The sequence below is a fragment of the Terriglobus tenax genome (assembly GCF_025685395.1).
GTDB lineage: Bacteria > Acidobacteriota > Terriglobia > Terriglobales > Acidobacteriaceae > Terriglobus > Terriglobus tenax.
In genome coordinates, this window is record NZ_JAGSYA010000004.1 from 2,644,481 (window position 1) to 2,659,411 (window position 14,931).

General features: G+C 62.5%; 14 protein-coding genes. 4 read left to right on the forward strand and 10 right to left on the reverse strand.

The genetic code is table 11. The features are described 5' to 3' along the window. Positions 1-17: 17 nt before the first annotated feature. The 4 genes from murI to OHL13_RS16895 are packed head-to-tail and all read right to left on the reverse strand — an operon-like array spanning position 18 to position 3,562. Positions 18-836, reverse strand: a complete 819-nt coding sequence (gene murI / locus OHL13_RS16880) for a glutamate racemase (RefSeq protein WP_263411293.1) — start codon at positions 834-836, stop codon at positions 18-20. Continuing rightward, positions 833-1,504 carry a GerMN domain-containing protein gene (locus OHL13_RS16885; RefSeq protein WP_263411294.1) on the reverse strand — a complete coding sequence of 224 codons (672 nt, stop codon included), beginning with the start codon at positions 1,502-1,504 and terminating at the stop codon, positions 833-835. The genes murI and OHL13_RS16885 overlap by 4 nt, the downstream gene beginning before the upstream one ends. Then, a complete protein-coding gene (locus OHL13_RS16890; RefSeq protein WP_263411295.1) occupies positions 1,501-2,199 on the reverse strand; it encodes an N-acetylmuramoyl-L-alanine amidase family protein in 699 nt (232 codons plus the stop codon). The genes OHL13_RS16885 and OHL13_RS16890 overlap by 4 nt, the downstream gene beginning before the upstream one ends. Further along, positions 2,186-3,562, reverse strand: coding sequence for a DUF1015 domain-containing protein (locus OHL13_RS16895; protein ID WP_263411296.1), 1,377 nt, complete (start codon positions 3,560-3,562; stop codon positions 2,186-2,188). Before OHL13_RS16895 ends, OHL13_RS16890 begins: the two co-directional genes overlap by 14 nt. Before the next feature lie 341 nt (positions 3,563-3,903). Here OHL13_RS16895 and OHL13_RS16900 point away from each other — a divergent pair, with 341 nt between their 5' ends. The 3 genes from OHL13_RS16900 to OHL13_RS16910 all read left to right on the forward strand — a co-directional run bounded on the left by OHL13_RS16900 (position 3,904) and on the right by OHL13_RS16910 (position 7,161). Beyond that, positions 3,904-4,887: a VWA domain-containing protein gene (locus OHL13_RS16900; protein WP_263411297.1), complete on the forward strand. Its 984-nt coding sequence runs from the start codon at positions 3,904-3,906 to the stop codon at positions 4,885-4,887. After that, complete coding sequence (locus OHL13_RS16905; RefSeq protein ID WP_263411298.1) at positions 4,871-5,944, forward strand: VWA domain-containing protein; 1,074 nt, start codon at positions 4,871-4,873, stop codon at positions 5,942-5,944. Before OHL13_RS16900 ends, OHL13_RS16905 begins: the two co-directional genes overlap by 17 nt. 68 nt (positions 5,945-6,012) lie before the next feature. Further along, positions 6,013-7,161, forward strand: coding sequence for a trans-sulfuration enzyme family protein (locus tag OHL13_RS16910; protein ID WP_263411299.1), 1,149 nt, complete (start codon positions 6,013-6,015; stop codon positions 7,159-7,161). Between the two features lie 15 nt (positions 7,162-7,176). On the opposite strand, the gene OHL13_RS16915 is transcribed toward OHL13_RS16910, so the two are convergent. The 4 genes from OHL13_RS16915 to aroB form a co-directional block, all read right to left on the reverse strand. Continuing rightward, positions 7,177-7,926 carry a PASTA domain-containing protein gene (locus OHL13_RS16915; protein WP_263411300.1) on the reverse strand — a complete coding sequence of 250 codons (750 nt, stop codon included), beginning with the start codon at positions 7,924-7,926 and terminating at the stop codon, positions 7,177-7,179. 62 nt (positions 7,927-7,988) lie between these two features. Then, a complete protein-coding gene (locus tag OHL13_RS16920) occupies positions 7,989-9,416 on the reverse strand; it encodes a cation-efflux pump (protein WP_263411301.1) in 1,428 nt (475 codons plus the stop codon). A gap of 12 nt (positions 9,417-9,428) precedes the next feature. Further along, positions 9,429-10,172, reverse strand: coding sequence for a bifunctional demethylmenaquinone methyltransferase/2-methoxy-6-polyprenyl-1,4-benzoquinol methylase UbiE (gene ubiE / locus OHL13_RS16925; protein ID WP_263411302.1), 744 nt, complete (start codon positions 10,170-10,172; stop codon positions 9,429-9,431). Then, on the reverse strand, positions 10,169-11,275 hold the full coding sequence (aroB, locus tag OHL13_RS16930) for a 3-dehydroquinate synthase (protein WP_263411303.1): 1,107 nt from the start codon (positions 11,273-11,275) through the stop codon (positions 10,169-10,171). The genes ubiE and aroB overlap by 4 nt, the downstream gene beginning before the upstream one ends. Before the next feature lie 6 nt (positions 11,276-11,281). Between aroB and nadB the strand changes: the two genes are divergently transcribed. After that, positions 11,282-12,862 carry an L-aspartate oxidase gene (gene nadB / locus OHL13_RS16935; protein WP_263411304.1) on the forward strand — a complete coding sequence of 527 codons (1,581 nt, stop codon included), beginning with the start codon at positions 11,282-11,284 and terminating at the stop codon, positions 12,860-12,862. A gap of 71 nt (positions 12,863-12,933) precedes the next feature. Here nadB and OHL13_RS16940 read toward each other — a convergent pair whose 3' ends face one another. Continuing rightward, positions 12,934-13,842, reverse strand: a complete 909-nt coding sequence (locus tag OHL13_RS16940) for a TerC/Alx family metal homeostasis membrane protein (RefSeq protein ID WP_263411305.1) — start codon at positions 13,840-13,842, stop codon at positions 12,934-12,936. Between the two features lie 184 nt (positions 13,843-14,026). Beyond that, a complete protein-coding gene (locus OHL13_RS16945; protein ID WP_263411306.1) occupies positions 14,027-14,860 on the reverse strand; it encodes a M28 family peptidase in 834 nt (277 codons plus the stop codon). Between the last annotated feature and the right edge of the window lie 71 nt (positions 14,861-14,931).

The following is a 14,931-nucleotide window of genomic DNA, read 5'->3' on the forward strand; positions in this document are numbered from 1 at the left end:
CTGAGAACCCTCTTACCTCACCCTCCCAGGTCGAGCAGCTTTACCTCGGGCAGCGGCTGGCCGAGGAAGCGCGAGCCCAGAGCCTGGAACTTCTGCGTGGAGTCGGTGGCATAGAACTCCAGTTGGAAGGATGACTGGATGGCCGGTTGGCTGAGGGGAAACATTGCTGCAGCTTTATGCGCGGTGGTCTCGGCGGAGTCGATGACGGTGACCGGTGTCGGATTCATCTCCGCCAGCAGGCGTGTGAACAGCGGGCGCAACAGGGGGTAGTGCGTACATCCCAGCAATGCGGTGCCGGGGGTAAGTCCGGCGGCGTGGGCTTCGTCCAGGGCTTCCGTCAGGTAGATGCGCGCTACCTGTTCGGTGACGGTGTGGTCGATCCAGCCTTCTTCGACCAGCGGCACCAGAAGGGGGCAGGCTTTTTCTGTGGCCTGCAGGCCCAGCTTGTGCAGTGCGTGCAGGTAAGCGTGCGATTGCACGGTGGCCTGCGTTGCAAGGACGAGAACCGAGTTGGATGTTGCGGCTGCGGCGGCTTCAGCTCCGGGCTCGATGACGCCGAGAACCGGCAGCGTGGTGGAGGCTTTCAGTTCGTCCATCGCCAGGGCTGAGGCGGTGTTGCAGGCGATGACCAGCATCTCCGCGCCCTGATCTTCCAGGAACTTCGCCGACGAGACGGCATAGCGCGCGATAGTCTGGCGGGATTTCGCACCGTAGGGCAACCGGGCTGTGTCGCCCAGGTAGGTGTAGCGAGCTTCCGGGATCAGTGGCAGCAGTGCGCGCAGCACGGTCAGGCCGCCGAAGCCGGAGTCGAAGACGCCGATGTGTGGTCCGTTCATTGCGTGTCGGTCTTTGCGGGTTGAAGAGTGGTGTCGGTGGAGGGGTAAATGCGGTCGAGCGCGAAGTGTCCGGCCAGTGTAGGCCGCGTCTTGCCGTCGACCAGGAAGCGGACCTTGCTTACCTGTGGAAAGTTGGCATGCACGGTGCCCAGCATGGAGAGCGCGGTCAGCGTCTCCACCTCGATGCCCGAGGGATGCGCGTCGGCAAAGCTCTGACGCAGGTTGATAACGGCGAGAACATCGCGGCTACTGGACTGCTCGGCCTCAAGAGACGCAGTGCTGGCTGTCGTCCCCGGAGCGGTGAGCGGCAGGGGCAGAAAGAAGACATCCGCGATGGCTGGGCCCTGCGGGTTGAGCGGGTGGCGCGAATCCTGCTTGCCGTACTCCACGAAGAGCCGTTCCAGGATGGCGCGCAGGCGAATGGTCGCCTCGCCGGGCAGAGCAATCTGCCGCTCGCTGGCGGTGATGCTGCCTTCCTCGTCGTTGGCCAGCAGGAAGGTGATGGCCTCGGCTTCGGCGGTGCTGGGGGCTTCAATCGGCGGTGCGTCGGTGGTGATGGAGTTCAGCCGGGCCGTGGTGCGCTGGTGAACGCGCCAAAGGAAGGCAGCCATCAGGACGGAGAGCGTCATCAGTACCAGGAACAGGATGCGCTGGTAGCGGGGAATCATCGCGTGGCCCCCGCGCTGGTAACGGCATTGGGATGTCCGCGCCAGAACAGCAGGGCGCCTGCAATCGCTTCGGCAACACGCTGCTGATAGGTGGCGTCCTGCGCGGTAAGGTCGTCCAGCGGGCCAAGTTCCACGGCAACGGCGGGACAGGTCATGGAATCAAGCTGTGCCAGGTAGGTGCGGCTGCTGGTGACCGGGGTATGCGAACGCGCGACGGCGGCTTGTAGCTCTGAGGCGAGCCGCAAGGAGCGCGTGACCCAGGCGCTCTGCGCCTCGTTCCACGGAACGGGTCTGCTGGCCTGCAGGGCCGGCTCGGTCTCCGGCAGGGCGGAGGTGAACAGGTGCACACCGTTGCTGCTGCCCGTGGCATGCAGGGTCAGGCAGGCGATGGCTCCGGAGCGGTTGGCGGCTTCCGCGCGGCGGTCGGTGTTCAGGTCGGTGGCGTCGGTGGGGGTGGTGTGCGTCATCACGACCTTGAAGCCGCGTACCAGCAGAAGTGCCCGCAGCCGGTTGGCCAGGGCAACGGTCACCTCGCTCTCAGAGAGCTTGCCGGTGAGCATTGCACCCGTATCCGGGCCGCCGTGGCCGGGGTCCAGAAGAATGACGGGTTGTTGCGTCGCGGTTTGCGCGCGGGCGGCCGGCAGGGTGACTGCCAGGGCCGCCGCGGCAAACAACACGGTTTTAGTCCAGGGCATAGATGGCAAGTCCGCTCAGCAGCTTCGGATAGAAGTCGGTGGACTTCTGCGGCATGACTTCATTGGCGAAGGCAACGTCGCGGAGCTGGTCGAGCGTGACCGGCTTGGTAAGGAAGGCGACATCCGCCTCGCCCTTGTTAACCAGGTCGACGGCCTCGGAGGCCTCGCGCAGGTACTTCACATTGCCCAGCTTAGTAACCTGCTCCTGCGACAGACCGAGGATCTGCGCAAAGATCAGGCCGTGGAGCTGCACCACGTCCAGCTGACGCTGGCGAGGCGAGAACTCGGTGAGCTTCGCCGCAATAGTCTCCGGCTTTGCAGCCAGCAGCCAGCTTCCCTTGGCTGTAGCGGCGACGAAGGCAACTCCTTCGGTCGCATCCAGCGAGGCCTTCAAGGCGACGTGGTTGCTGCCGTTCAGCGGAGTGGCGGTAAAGTACGGCTCGGCATTCTTCAGGAACTCTTCCGGCGAGAAGTTTTCCAGGCCATTCAGGACGCGGTGCGTCGGCAGAATGGTGATGCCCGGCGCGGCCATGTTGACGAAGGTCATCATCATGGCGGCTTCCGGATACGCCGGTGTCGGCAGATCGGTGGCGGTGACGTGCAGCTTTTCGGCCTCGTCCGCACCGGCGGTCTCAGAGCCCGGCGGCGGGTTGAAGGGCAGGCCCAGTTCGGCAGCGCGCTCCTTGGAGTAGGCAACCGAGGTCTCGTAGCGATGGTGACCGTCGGCGATGATCAGCTTCTTATCCTGCATGGCGCCGACGATGATGCGGATCAGCGACGGGTCGGTGATCTTCCACAGCTTGTGCAGAACGCCATAGTCGTCGGTCACGGCCTGGTCAGGAGCAGGGCCGTTCTCAAACAACAGGCGCTCCACGCTGAAACCGGGGTCGTTGTAGAGCAGGTAAATCTGCTCGCAGTAGGCGCGTGTGGCCTTGAACAGGGCCAGGCGGTCAGACTTGTGCTTGGGGAAGGTCTGCTCGTGGCGGTAAACCACCTGGTCGGCGTAGTCGTACAGGTGGCCAAGGGCGATGAAGCCGCGGCGTTCGCGGGTCTCTTCGGTGCCGGGCACGGTGTAGACCTGCGAGTAGCCATAGATGGCCGGCTCGGTCTCTTCGACCAGCACCTTCTCGTCGCGCCACTCGTTCAGGGTGGCGGCGGCGCGGGTGTAGACGTTTTCCCCCTCTTCGGTATCGCCGGGGAAATGCTTGCCCAGGATGACGCGGATCAGGTTCTGCGGGCTCCGCGCATAGTAGCGGTCCTGCATCTCGGGAGAGATCTTGTCGTAAGGCTGGGTGACGACATCCTCCAGTTTGACCTTGGCGGGGTTGTAGCGGAGGGCGCGGAAGGGATAAATGCGGGCCATCGGTACGAGCTAAGACACTCCAATCTTTCGGTTCTAGCTGTGATTGTACTTGGGGGATGTGAATCGATCTGGAATGGGGACAGACTCCCAGTGTCTGGAACAGACCCGGGAAAGTGCGGGAAACGACGGAGTTAGCCCCCGAATTTCCGCAAGATGGAACCCAAGGTGTCGATTTCATCGCATGCTGCGTCAAACAGAGAAACAGTGGATTACACTCGTACTTCCCGGAGGGCGTAGCCTCCGGCAAGGGGCTAACGGTGCAGGGTCTGGGGCTCAAGAATCGTCCGGGGTTTTGGCGTTGCTCGCTGCGTTGTCTGGCGGGCCTGCTGGTACTGGGCGCAGTGCTGTGTGGCAGTGCCGGGGCGCAGGATAACCCGCTGGGCGACGTGAATACCGCTGTTCCTCCGCCACCCAAGCCTCCGGCAGAGCCACCCAAAGTGATTGAGGGCGGGGAAAGTGTCGCGCGGGAGGCCACCTCGGCTCCACGCGGAGCCAGCATTCGCGTTTCGGTCAACCTGGTGCTGGTGCCCATGACAGTCACCGACCCGATGAACCGGCTGGTGACCGGCCTGGAGAAGGAAAATTTCTGGGTGTATGAGAACAACCAGCCGCAGGAGATCCGCACCTTCTCGCTGGACGATGCGCCGGTGACCATCGGCATCATCTTCGATATGAGCGGCAGTATGAACTCCAAGTACCAGCGGTCGCGCAAGGCGCTCAGCGCCTTTATGCGGACCTCGAACCCCGAGGATGAGTTCTTCGTTGTAGCCTTCAACGACCGTCCGGCCGTCGTAGTGGACAACACCTCGAACGTGGACGACGTCGAAGCCCGCATGGCGATGATGAAGCCGCAGAGCCGGACGGCGCTGATTGATGCCGTCTACCTGGGATTGAACAAGTTGAAGGACGCAAAGTACGACCGCAAGGCGCTGCTGATCATCTCCGACGGCGGCGACAACCGCAGCCGTTATACGGAAGGCGAGCTGCGCCGTGCCGTGCGTGAGAGCGATGTGCAGATCTACTCGATCGGGATCTTTGACACCTTTGCCTCCACGCCGGAGGAGATTGCCGGCCCCATCATGCTGAATGACATCTGCGAGATGACCGGCGGCCGCATGTTCCGCGTTATCGATGTGGCAGAGCTGGGCGACATTGCCGCCCGCATCAGCCAGGAGTTGCGCAACGAATACGTGGTCGGCTTCCGTCCGACCGACCTGAAGCACGATGGCACATGGCGTAAGTTGAAGGTAAAACTGAATCCGCCGCCCGGTCTGCCGCCGCTGAACGTGCATAATCGACAGGGGTACTATGCACCTGCGGACTAAGATTTTCAGCGTCGCCCTCGTTTTTGGACTCAGTTCGGGATTCAGCACGGCCGCATGGGCGCAGCAGCCCTCGCTTACGGTTGACCGCGACCCCATCGCCTCGCCTGACCCGGATACCGCGCCGGCAGGGCAGACCGCTCCTGTGGGACCGGGAAACAATACGGGCGACAAGATCTCCAGCGGACGCGGCGGCTACACGCTGCGCCGGGATGCCTATGAAGTCCGTCTGAACGCCACGGTGCTGGACGGCAATGGGCGAAGCATCCTGACGCTCCCGCAGGACGCCTTCCATGTCTTTGAGGATGGCGTACCGCAGACCGTTAACTCCTTCCGGCAGGAGGATCTGCCGGTCTCGATCGGTATCCTGATCGACAGCTCGGGCTCCATGTATGACAAGCGCGATGCGGTGAACAAGGCCGCCGTGCGGCTTATCAAGCTGTCGAACCCGAAGGACGAAGCGTTCCTGGTCGACTTTTCGTTTGAGCCGTACATCGACACCGACTTCACCAGCGATGTTTCGAAGCTGGAGGCGGGACTAAGCTATGTGAAGTCCTCAGGCGGCACGGCAATGTATGATGCCCTGCTGGCCTCCGCGGACTATCTCTCAAAGAACGCCAAACAGCCCAAGCAGGTGTTGCTGGTTGTGACCGATGGCGAGGACAACGCCTCGGCGACCTCGCTTGAGGATGCGATTGCTCGTATCCAGGACCTGGATGGACCGGTGATCTATTCGGTGGGCCTGCTATTCGGCAAGGATACCGACAAGCGCGAGAGCCGCCACGCACGCCGCGTGCTGGAGAGCCTGGCCGAGCAGACAGGCGGTATTGCCTTCTTCCCGAAGAACGTGCAGGAGGTGGACTCGATTGCTGACCAGGTGGCCAAGGACATCCGGGAGCAGTACACCATCACCTACCACTCCACCAAGTCGCCCACGCTGGGCGGCTACCGCCAGGTGCATGTGGATGCCAAGTATAAGGGCTTCAATAAGCTGACGGTGCGTACGCGTACCGGATACTTCCCAAAGGTTTCGGGCGGGGCGGATAAGACTGAGAAGTAATGCGCACGTGGGCACGGCTTTAGCCGTGCCCCACGTGCCTTGCGATAACGTGTCAGTTGAGGGACACGATGCCGTACAAGGGATTTTCCACCAAAGCCATTCACGCAGGGCAGGAGCCGGACGAGTTGACCGGCGCCGTGAATGTGCCCATCTATCTCACCTCCACCTACCAGCAACAGGGCATCGGCCAGAACAAGGGCTACGAGTACGCCCGCGTTACCAATCCGACGCGTTCCGCACTGGAAGAGAGCCTGGCCGCGCTGGAAGGCGGGCACAGCGCGCACGTCTTTGGCAGCGGTATGGCGGCCATTGCCGCGCTCTGCACGATGATGAAGGCGGGCGATCACGTCATCTGCAGCGAGAACATTTACGGCGGAACCGCGCGGCTGTTCGACAAGGTGCTGGTGAACTACGGGCTGACGTTTACGTATGTGGACGCGAGTGATCCGGCGAAGATCGAAGCTGCCATCACGCCTGCTACGAAGCTGGTGCATATCGAAAGCCCGACCAATCCCATGATGTCGATGGTCGATATCGCCGCGGTGGCCGCGGTGTGCCATCGTCATGGCGTGGAGCTTTCGGTCGACAATACGTTTCTTTCCCCGTATCTGCAGCAGCCGATTGAATTGGGCGCGGACATCGTGATGCACTCGACGACGAAGTTCCTCAACGGCCATTCGGATGGACTGGGCGGTGTGCTGATCGGCACCAGACCGGAGCACACGGAGCGCTTCAGCTTTGTGCAGAAGGTGACCGGTGGCATCCTGCAGCCGTTTGATAGTTACCTGATTCTGCGTGGCGTCAAAACACTGGCCCTGCGCATGCGGCAGCATGATGCCAACGGCCGCGCGGTGGCGGAGTACCTGGCAAAGCATCCGAAGATCCAGAAGATCTTCTATCCCGGTCTGCCTACGCATCCGGGGCATGAGATTGCCGCTCGTCAGCAGAAGGGCTTCGGCTCCATGATGTCGTTTGAGCTGGGCGGCAAGCAGGCGGCGAATGCCTTTGTCAGCGCGCTGAAGCTCTGCTACCTGGCGGAGTCGCTGGGTGGCGTGGAGACGCTGGTCTCGCACTCGGCCTCGATGACGCACGGTGGCATGACGCAGCAGCAGCGCGATGCCCTGGGGATTACCGATGGTCTGATCCGTCTGTCGGTAGGGTGTGAGGATGTCGAGGACATTCTCGCGGACCTGGAGCAGGCTTTGGAGAAGGTGTAGGGATGATTGCTGCTGCTAGTGCACGATCGTGAGCTTCACCGCATCGGCTGCCGTGACGCGTGAGCCCGCCGCGGGTGACTGCGCGATGACGGTGCCGGTTGTCCTGACGGGCTGCGGTGTGGCGGTGGTCCCAACAGCAGGAATCGCGGCAGTGGCTTCCTGCGCATAAGCCACGTGCAGGCCCATGGCGGAGATTCTGGCTCCGGCTTCCAGCAAGGTCATGCCCGCAAGGTTCGGCATAACCCATGCCTTCGGCTGTGCGTCTTCTGATTCAGACAGCAGAAGGCTCACGGAAGGTTTATCGACGCCCTCGGCGTTTGGAGGCGGCGACTGCGCCAGCACGGAGTCTGCATTGCCCGCGACAGGCAGATGGGCCAGCGAGCCCAGTTCCAGCCCGCCACGACGCAGCGTTACCGCGGCTTCCCGCAGCGGCATACCCACCGCATTCGGAATCGTGACGCGCTGTGGTCCCAGCGACTGTGTTACGCGGACCTCCCACTGGCGGCGCACCCGCGCTCCGGGTGCAGGATACTGCTGCAGCACGCGTCCTGCGGGTACCACGGCTGAATAGTAGCGATTGTCGAGCGTCATGTTCAGGCCGGTGTCGCGCGCCTTGGCAGCGGCCTCTTCATAGGTGAGTCCGGAGAAGTCCGGAACCCCTACCTCGCGGCCATGGATGGCCAGCCGCATCGTGATGAAGGCCGAGAGCAGCGCCACGGTCATCATGGCGAGCGCGCCAAGCAGGATGCGAAAGAAGCGGATCATGGTGGATTTCAGTTTCACGGTGTCAGGGCCAGGGTGCAAGGGCTACAGAATAGGATGCGCCTTCAGCGCTCGTTATCGGTTGCCGGTTCCGGATGAATCAGTACGCGGGTAACCTCGGGGTGCTGCCGTTTCATAATGCTTTCCACTTCGGTGATGATGCGGTGAACCTCCGCCATGGGCAAGTCGTCGGGCAGTGTGCAGTGGCAGTTAATCTGCAGGTGGTCGCCGGTGCGTGTAATCAGCACCTCGTGAATGTCGAGGATCTGCGGAAAGTCCTGCGCGGCACGGCGAAGGCCACGCTCCAGCAGGCTGTCGCGGGCCACCTCGTCGGTGTGTTCAATCGTGGTGGGTTCGCTCTCAATATGCGTCAGGATGCTGTCAATGCGCGGTTCTTCGCGGCGCATCTCGGTCTCCAGGCTGGTGACCAGGTCATGCGCGGCGCGCAGGCGCATGACCTCCGGCACTTCCAGGTGCAGTTCAATATGAAGCCGGCCGCTGATTTCGCGCACGCTCAGGTCGTGGATGCCGAGATTGCGGCGCGCGGCAACGGCCTTCACACGGTCGAAGACGGATTCGGATTCGGTCGCGGTCGGCACGGTGTTGATGTCGATATCGGCGCCTGGAAGGATACGCTGGACAGCGGCGCGTGCCCCGCGGGTTACCTGTTCGGCGCGCTGGAAGGTCAGGTTGCGATCCAGGGCCAGCGTCAGGTCAACAAAGTACTCAGGGCCAGCCTGGCGCACCCGCACCTGGTCGACGGAGAGCACGTCCGGCACGTGCGCAATGGCCTGCATCAGCTCGTGCCGGGTTTCTGCAGGGGTGGCATCCATCAGGGCGTCCAGCGTGCGGCGCGCAAGGCGGTAGCTAACCTGCAGGATGATGACGGAGACCAGCAGCGCCGCGACCGGGTCCGCGCGATGCAGCCACAGGATGTCGTAGCGCTCGCCGATCCATGCGGCGGCAAGACCGAGCAGTACAGCGACGGAGGACCAGATGTCCGTGCTGAAGTGGACGGCATCTGCCTCAAGCGCCTGCGAGCCGGACTCTTTTGCCACGCGGAACAGGTGGCGCGAGCGGCCGTAGTCCACCGCAATGGAGACCAGCAGCACGAGGAACGGCCAGATGCTGTGGCGGATATCGATGGGATGGATCAGCCGCTTTACCGCTTCGAAGACGATCCAGAAGCAGGAGGCACCCATCAGGAAAATCTCGACGAAGGCCGAGAGATTCTCAATCTTGCCGTGGCCGAAGTTATGGTCCTCGTCGGCGGGCTTATCGGAGACGTGTACGGAGAACAGGGTGATCCCTGCGGCGGCAAGGTCGAGGCCCGAATGAGCGGCTTCGCTCAACATGCCCAGCGAGCCGGTGATCAGCCCGGTGATCAGCTTCAGTGCAGTGACGCCTGCCGCCGCCAGCACGGAGCTGAGAGCTGCCCGGCGCTTTTCCTGCTGCGGGGCGGTGGGGTTTTGGGTTTGGACCGCAGCAGGCATGGGAACTACAGCTTACTCCGATTTGGTTCCGCGATAGAGTCCGGCGATGCCGAAGGTGTAGGGCGTCCAGGTGGTGTGGGTGTACCCGGCGGCTTCCATCTTGCCCAGCATTTGCGGTGGCTTGGGGAATCGGCCAACTGATGCAGGCAGATAGGTGTAGGCGGAGGCGCTGCGCGAGATGGCTGCGCCAATGGCCGGCAACACGCGGCGGAAGTAGAAGGCGTAGCCCTTGCCGATGAGTCCTCCCGGCTGGTTGAAGTCCAGGATGCCGATCTGTCCGCCGGGCTTCAACACGCGGGCAATCTCCCGCAGACCAGCGTCGTAGTTGGCCAGGTTGCGGAAGCCGAAGGCGGAGACGACCAGGTCCAGCGAGTTGTCTTCGAGGGGCAGGTTCAGGGCATCGGCCTCGATAAAGCGGACATTGTTGCCGCGATGCTTCTCGATGCCGCGCGAGATCATCTCGTGCGAGAAGTCGACGGCCAGCATCTGTTGTGCGGGAGTGGGGCGCAGTTCCAACAGGGCAGAGGTCATGTCGCCGGTGCCGCAGCACAGGTCCAGCACGGCGGCTTCAGGGCGGACGAGTGTCTCGCGGAAGGTCTTCGCGCAGCGGCGCCACCAGCGGCGGTCCACACCGGCGGAGAGCACATGGTTCAGCAGGTCGTACTTGGGCGCAATGGAGTCGAACATCTGCTGCACCGCCGCGGCGGCCTGCTGTTCGCTCATGGTCTCGTCCGGACGCGCGCCGCTGGCACTCATGCTCCGCGCTCCTGCATCAGCTTCAGAGTCTGCCTGGTTGCGTGCAGCATCTCGGCTTCGGTCACATCGGTCACAATCTCCACCTTGCCGATAGCGGAGGGCAGAATAAAGCGGCGCTCGCCGGAGCGGTTCTTCTTGTCCGAGCCCGTAAGCGCGACGATCTGTTCAGCAGGTGCGCGGAACTTCGGTACCGGGCCGTAAGCGAGTACGGTGTTCACGATGCGCGTGGCGTCGGCTTCAGCAAGCAGGCCGCGTTCCACGGCGATCAGGGTGGCGGCGATCATGCCCCAGGCGATGGCCTCGCCATGCAGAAGCTGCTTGTACTTTGTTGCCGCTTCAATGGCATGGCCGATGGTGTGGCCAAAGTTCAGGATCATGCGCAGGCCGTTCTCGCGCTCGTCGATGCCGACGACCTCGGCCTTCATCTTGACGGAGGAGGTGACGACCTTCTCCAGCGCCTTGGGATCGCCCTTCAGGATGGCCTTCGCGTCGCTCTCCATGAAGCGGAAGAGACGCGGCATGCGGATGACGCCTGCCTTGACCGACTCCTGCAGGCCCGCGCGAAGCTCATTAGCGGGCAGGGTCTTCAGCACGTCGATATCGACGAAGACGCCGAGCGGCTGGTGAAAGCTGCCGACAAGATTTTTACCTGCACGCAGGTTCACGCCGGTCTTGCCGCCGACGGAGGAGTCAACCTGCGCCAGCAGCGTCGTAGGCACCTGGATAAAGCGGATACCGCGCATGTAGATGGCGGCGAGGAAGCCGGTGATGTCTCCAATGACGCCGCCGCCGAAGGCGACAAGTACGGAGTCGCGGTCGGCCTTGTTCTCGGCAAGCTGTTCCAGCAGCGATTCGACAGCGGCAAAGCGCTTGTGCGACTCCCCGGAGGGATGCAGCAGAACGACGGGCTGCGCGTCCTTTGGGAAGGACGCGAGGAACTTGCGCTTCCACTTCGTCCAGATTTCCGGCGTAGTGACAACGAACAGGCGTGTCGCGGGCGAGCCGGTGAGTTTGAGGATGCGGCGGGAGAGCGTAGGAAGAAGACCGCGGCCGATGACGACGTTGTAATTCGCGGTGGGCGTATTTACCGGGATAACAGGCACAGCTTTATGGTATCGCGACCGGAAGCGTACCCTGTTACGGTGAGTGCCGCGGATCGTTTTGATTTTGTCGTTGTAGGTGCAGGAATCGCTGGTCTTCGAGCCGCCATGACGCTGTCGCAGGCTGGGCGCGTGCTGGTAGTGACCAAGGAAAAGATGGTGGAGTCCAATACTGCCTATGCGCAGGGCGGCATTGCCGTGGCCATGGGTGGTGCCGAAGATGTGGCCGAGCACCTGGACGACACGCTGATGGCCGGCGATGGCCTGGTGAATCGCGAGGCCGCGCAGGTACTGGTGGAGCAGGGGCCGGCACGTGTGGACGAGCTGCTGGCCTGGGGCACGGAGTTTGACCGCGAGCAGGGCGAGTTGATGCGCACCCGTGAAGGAGCGCACTCGCGCTCACGCATTCTGCATGCGCATGGCGATGCAACAGGCTGGGAGATCGCTCGCTCGCTACTGCGTATGGTGCTGGCCAATCCCAAGATCACGGTACGCGAGTTTGTGACGACCATGGAGCTGTTGCAGGATGAGACGGGCCGCGTCTGCGGTGTCGTACTGGAGGATGCTGCCGGTGCGGTGAAGGCAGAGCCGGCATGTGCTGTCCTGCTGGCTGCCGGAGGCGCGGGGCAGGTCTACAGCGATACGACCAACCCTGCGGTGGCCACGGGCGATGGCATTGCCATGGCATGGCGCGCCGGTGCGGCGATCAGCGACATGGAGTTCTACCAGTTCCATCCCACAGCGTTTTCGCGGCCGGGAGCTCCGCGCTTCCTGATGTCGGAGGCGCTGCGTGGTGAGGGTGCGTACCTGCTGAATGCCGCAGGCGAGCGCTTTATGCCGCGCTATCACGCACTGGCGGAGCTTGCTCCGCGCGATGTGGTTGCGCGCGCCATCACGCGCGAAGGCATGGAGGGCGAGGTGTATCTCGACATGCGCCATGTGACGAAGGACCTGAAGGCTCGCTTCCCTGGCATCTCCGCATTTCTGGCGAACCAGGGGCTTGAGTTGAACCGTGACCTGATTCCGGTGCGCCCTGCCGCACATTACCTGATGGGTGGTGTGCGTACCGATACGCATGGGCGGACATCGCTGCAGGGCTTGTATGCCGCAGGCGAGTGTGCCTGCACAGGCGTGCATGGAGCGAATCGTCTGGCGAGCAATTCGCTGCTGGAGGGTCTGGTTTTTGGCGCGCTGGCGGCGGAGGCGATGGTGGAGGAGTGCGCTGGTGATTCATCCCACCCATTCCTTCGTGATGGATGGGGCACCCAGAGCGGTGGTTCAGTAGAGGATGTCGAAGGCTGGATCAACCATCTGCGGGCGCTGATGTGGGAGAAGGCCGGTCTGCTGCGCGATGCGGTGCGACTTGGTGAGGCGAAGGCTGAGCTGGCGGCGATGCTGCTGCCGCAGGGCAACGCTCGCCGTTCTGCGGAGGCGCGCAGTCTGCATGCCGTGGCGACGATGATCGTGCTCTCGGCGCTGGCGCGCGAGGAGAGCCGAGGAGCACATTTTCGCAACGACTTTCCGCAGCGGGACGATGTGCATTTTCAGAAGCACTCGGTGCTGCAGGGTGAGGATATTTCGTTCGTATAAATGTCAGGGCACGACTTTTAGCCGTGCCCTGATGAGTCTGATCTACGCCAATAAGGCTCCGCAAAGCTTTGCTACGCGTGCGCCGTCTTCTTGGGCAGCACCAGCGACAACACGACCGTAACTCCCAGAAGGCCGATGATGACTCCCAGCGAGACACCGGCGGAGATCTCTACCCACTTCACGGCCAGCATCTTGAAGGCCGCAAAGCCCAGCACCGCGGCCAGGCCATAGTGCAGGTAGGCCAGCTTTGCCAGCAGGTGCGCCAGAAGGAAGTAGAGCGAGCGCAGGCCCATCACCGCCATCACGTTGGAGCTGTACGCGATGAACGGATGCCGCGTCAGTGAGAGTACGGCAGGGATCGAGTCCAGGGCGAAGACGAAGTCCGTAAACGCAATGGCGATCAGCGCCAGCGACATCATGGTCAGGTGCAGCTTGCCCTCTTCGCGGGTGAAGAAGTGCGTCTCGTCATGCGAGACCGGAAAGATGCGTTCGACCCACCTGGTCCATGCCGGTTTGCCGGGCTTCTTTTCCTTCTCCGGGAACAGCAGGCGCACGGCGGCGATCAGCAGGAAGGCTCCGAAGATGTAGGTTACCCACTCGAAGCGTTCCAGCAGCTCAATGCCAAGGCTGATGAAGCCGGCGCGCATGACCACAGCGCCCAGAATGCCCCAGAAGAGCACGCGGCGCTGCTGTGCGCCTTCGATCTTGAACTCGCGGAAGAGGATCAGAAAGACGAAGAGGTTGTCGACCGAGAGCGCCTCTTCAATGGCGTAGCCGGAGACGAATTCAACGTCATAGGGTGTGCCCAGCGTGAACCAGATGTAGCCGGCGAAGGCCAGCGCCGCGGCCACCCACATGAAGGTGGCTGCAACGGCGCGCGCAGGCGTTTGCTTCCGGCGCAGGATGAAGAACTCGGCGACGAAGAGCAGAAGCAGAAAGACGTGAAAACCGATCCAGTCGTAAAGAGGGATGTCGTGCATGCCTGTGGTTGTTAGTCCTTGCTGCCAGAGTGACTGCGTATCGTGCGGTTCTAGTTATTTGTACCTTAGCGGCCTGGGGCCGTCTTTTGTTGCTTGGATGCGTCCGCGTTGCAGCGGACGGTACGGGATGGCATGAAAAAGCGAAGCAGAGACCCCTGCTTCGCTGGGAAAGACGGAACGTACGCTAGTGCGATGCGTTGATCAGCTTGATCATCTCAACAAAAAGATCGCCCGAAATCTGCAGGCTGGCCGCGGAGATCTTATCCAGCGTGTCGTCGGCGGTGTGGTGGTAGCCGTCCGGGTGCGAGAAGCTGGACGGCCCGTAGTTGATGTCAATAATGTCCAGCACCGGAACGCCGCGCTGCTTGAAGGGCAGGTGGTCGTCTTCGACCGCCGACTCCTGCTTGTAGATGTAGGCGGAGTGGCCGGTATTCTTCGCCGCCTGCTTCAGCATCTCCTGCAGCCAGGGCGTCGAGTTCGACTCCTTGTTGATATTCAGGTCCTTGTCGGCGCACATATCGGCCAGAAGGAAGGCCTTGATCTTTGGCAGCGTGCCGTTGGCAGCCCATTTGGCGGCAATGTGCTTGGTGCCGTAGAGAGCGTCGCGCTGCGTGTCCCAGTGGTCGCCGACGGCCTCTTCCGCGTCATCGAACAGCAGCCACACGGAGTAGCCCTCTGGTGCATGTGCGCGCAGGTAGTTGGCCATCTCCATCAGCAGGGCGCTGGTGGCGCCGCCGTCGTTGGCGCCTACGAAGTTGATGTTGCGCAGCGGGTAATTGGTCTCGTAGTGGCTGGCCAGGACGATGATGCCGTCCTTCTTGCCGGGGTATTTCACGATGAAGTTCTTCCCCGGAAGATACCCCGCCGGTGTGCTGGCGGTGAAGGCGTCCTCTTCGAACTGTCCCTTGGCGATCTCCGGAGCGAAGAACTTCTTGATAAAGGCCTCAGCCTTGGCGTGTCCGGGCGAGCCGAGCCAGCGGGGGCCGCTGGCATTCACATACTGCCGGGTCAGGTCCATGGCGCGCGCGCCGTTAAATTTCTGGGCGTTGGTCGCTGTTGTGAGTGCCAGGAAAAGGCCCAGGGCTAAAG

Excerpts from the sequence above, each read along its gene's own strand:
- OHL13_RS16940 (WP_263411305.1), bottom strand. The coding sequence starts at position 13,842 with ATGCACGACATCCCTCTTTACGACTGGATCGGTTTTCACGTCTTTCTG.
- ubiE (WP_263411302.1), bottom strand. The coding sequence starts at position 10,172 with ATGAGTGCCAGCGGCGCGCGTCCGGACGAGACCATGAGCGAACAGCAG.
- OHL13_RS16885 (WP_263411294.1), bottom strand. The coding sequence starts at position 1,504 with ATGATTCCCCGCTACCAGCGCATCCTGTTCCTGGTACTGATGACGCTC.
- OHL13_RS16895 (WP_263411296.1), bottom strand. The coding sequence starts at position 3,562 with ATGGCCCGCATTTATCCCTTCCGCGCCCTCCGCTACAACCCCGCCAAG.
- murI (WP_263411293.1), bottom strand. The coding sequence starts at position 836 with ATGAACGGACCACACATCGGCGTCTTCGACTCCGGCTTCGGCGGCCTG.
- OHL13_RS16910 (WP_263411299.1), top strand. The coding sequence starts at position 6,013 with ATGCCGTACAAGGGATTTTCCACCAAAGCCATTCACGCAGGGCAGGAG.
- OHL13_RS16905 (WP_263411298.1), top strand. The coding sequence starts at position 4,871 with ATGCACCTGCGGACTAAGATTTTCAGCGTCGCCCTCGTTTTTGGACTC.
- nadB (WP_263411304.1), top strand. The coding sequence starts at position 11,282 with ATGGTATCGCGACCGGAAGCGTACCCTGTTACGGTGAGTGCCGCGGAT.
- OHL13_RS16915 (WP_263411300.1), bottom strand. The coding sequence starts at position 7,926 with ATGATCCGCTTCTTTCGCATCCTGCTTGGCGCGCTCGCCATGATGACC.
- OHL13_RS16920 (WP_263411301.1), bottom strand. The coding sequence starts at position 9,416 with ATGCCTGCTGCGGTCCAAACCCAAAACCCCACCGCCCCGCAGCAGGAA.
- OHL13_RS16890 (WP_263411295.1), bottom strand. The coding sequence starts at position 2,199 with ATGCCCTGGACTAAAACCGTGTTGTTTGCCGCGGCGGCCCTGGCAGTC.
- OHL13_RS16945 (WP_263411306.1), bottom strand. The coding sequence starts at position 14,860 with ATGGACCTGACCCGGCAGTATGTGAATGCCAGCGGCCCCCGCTGGCTC.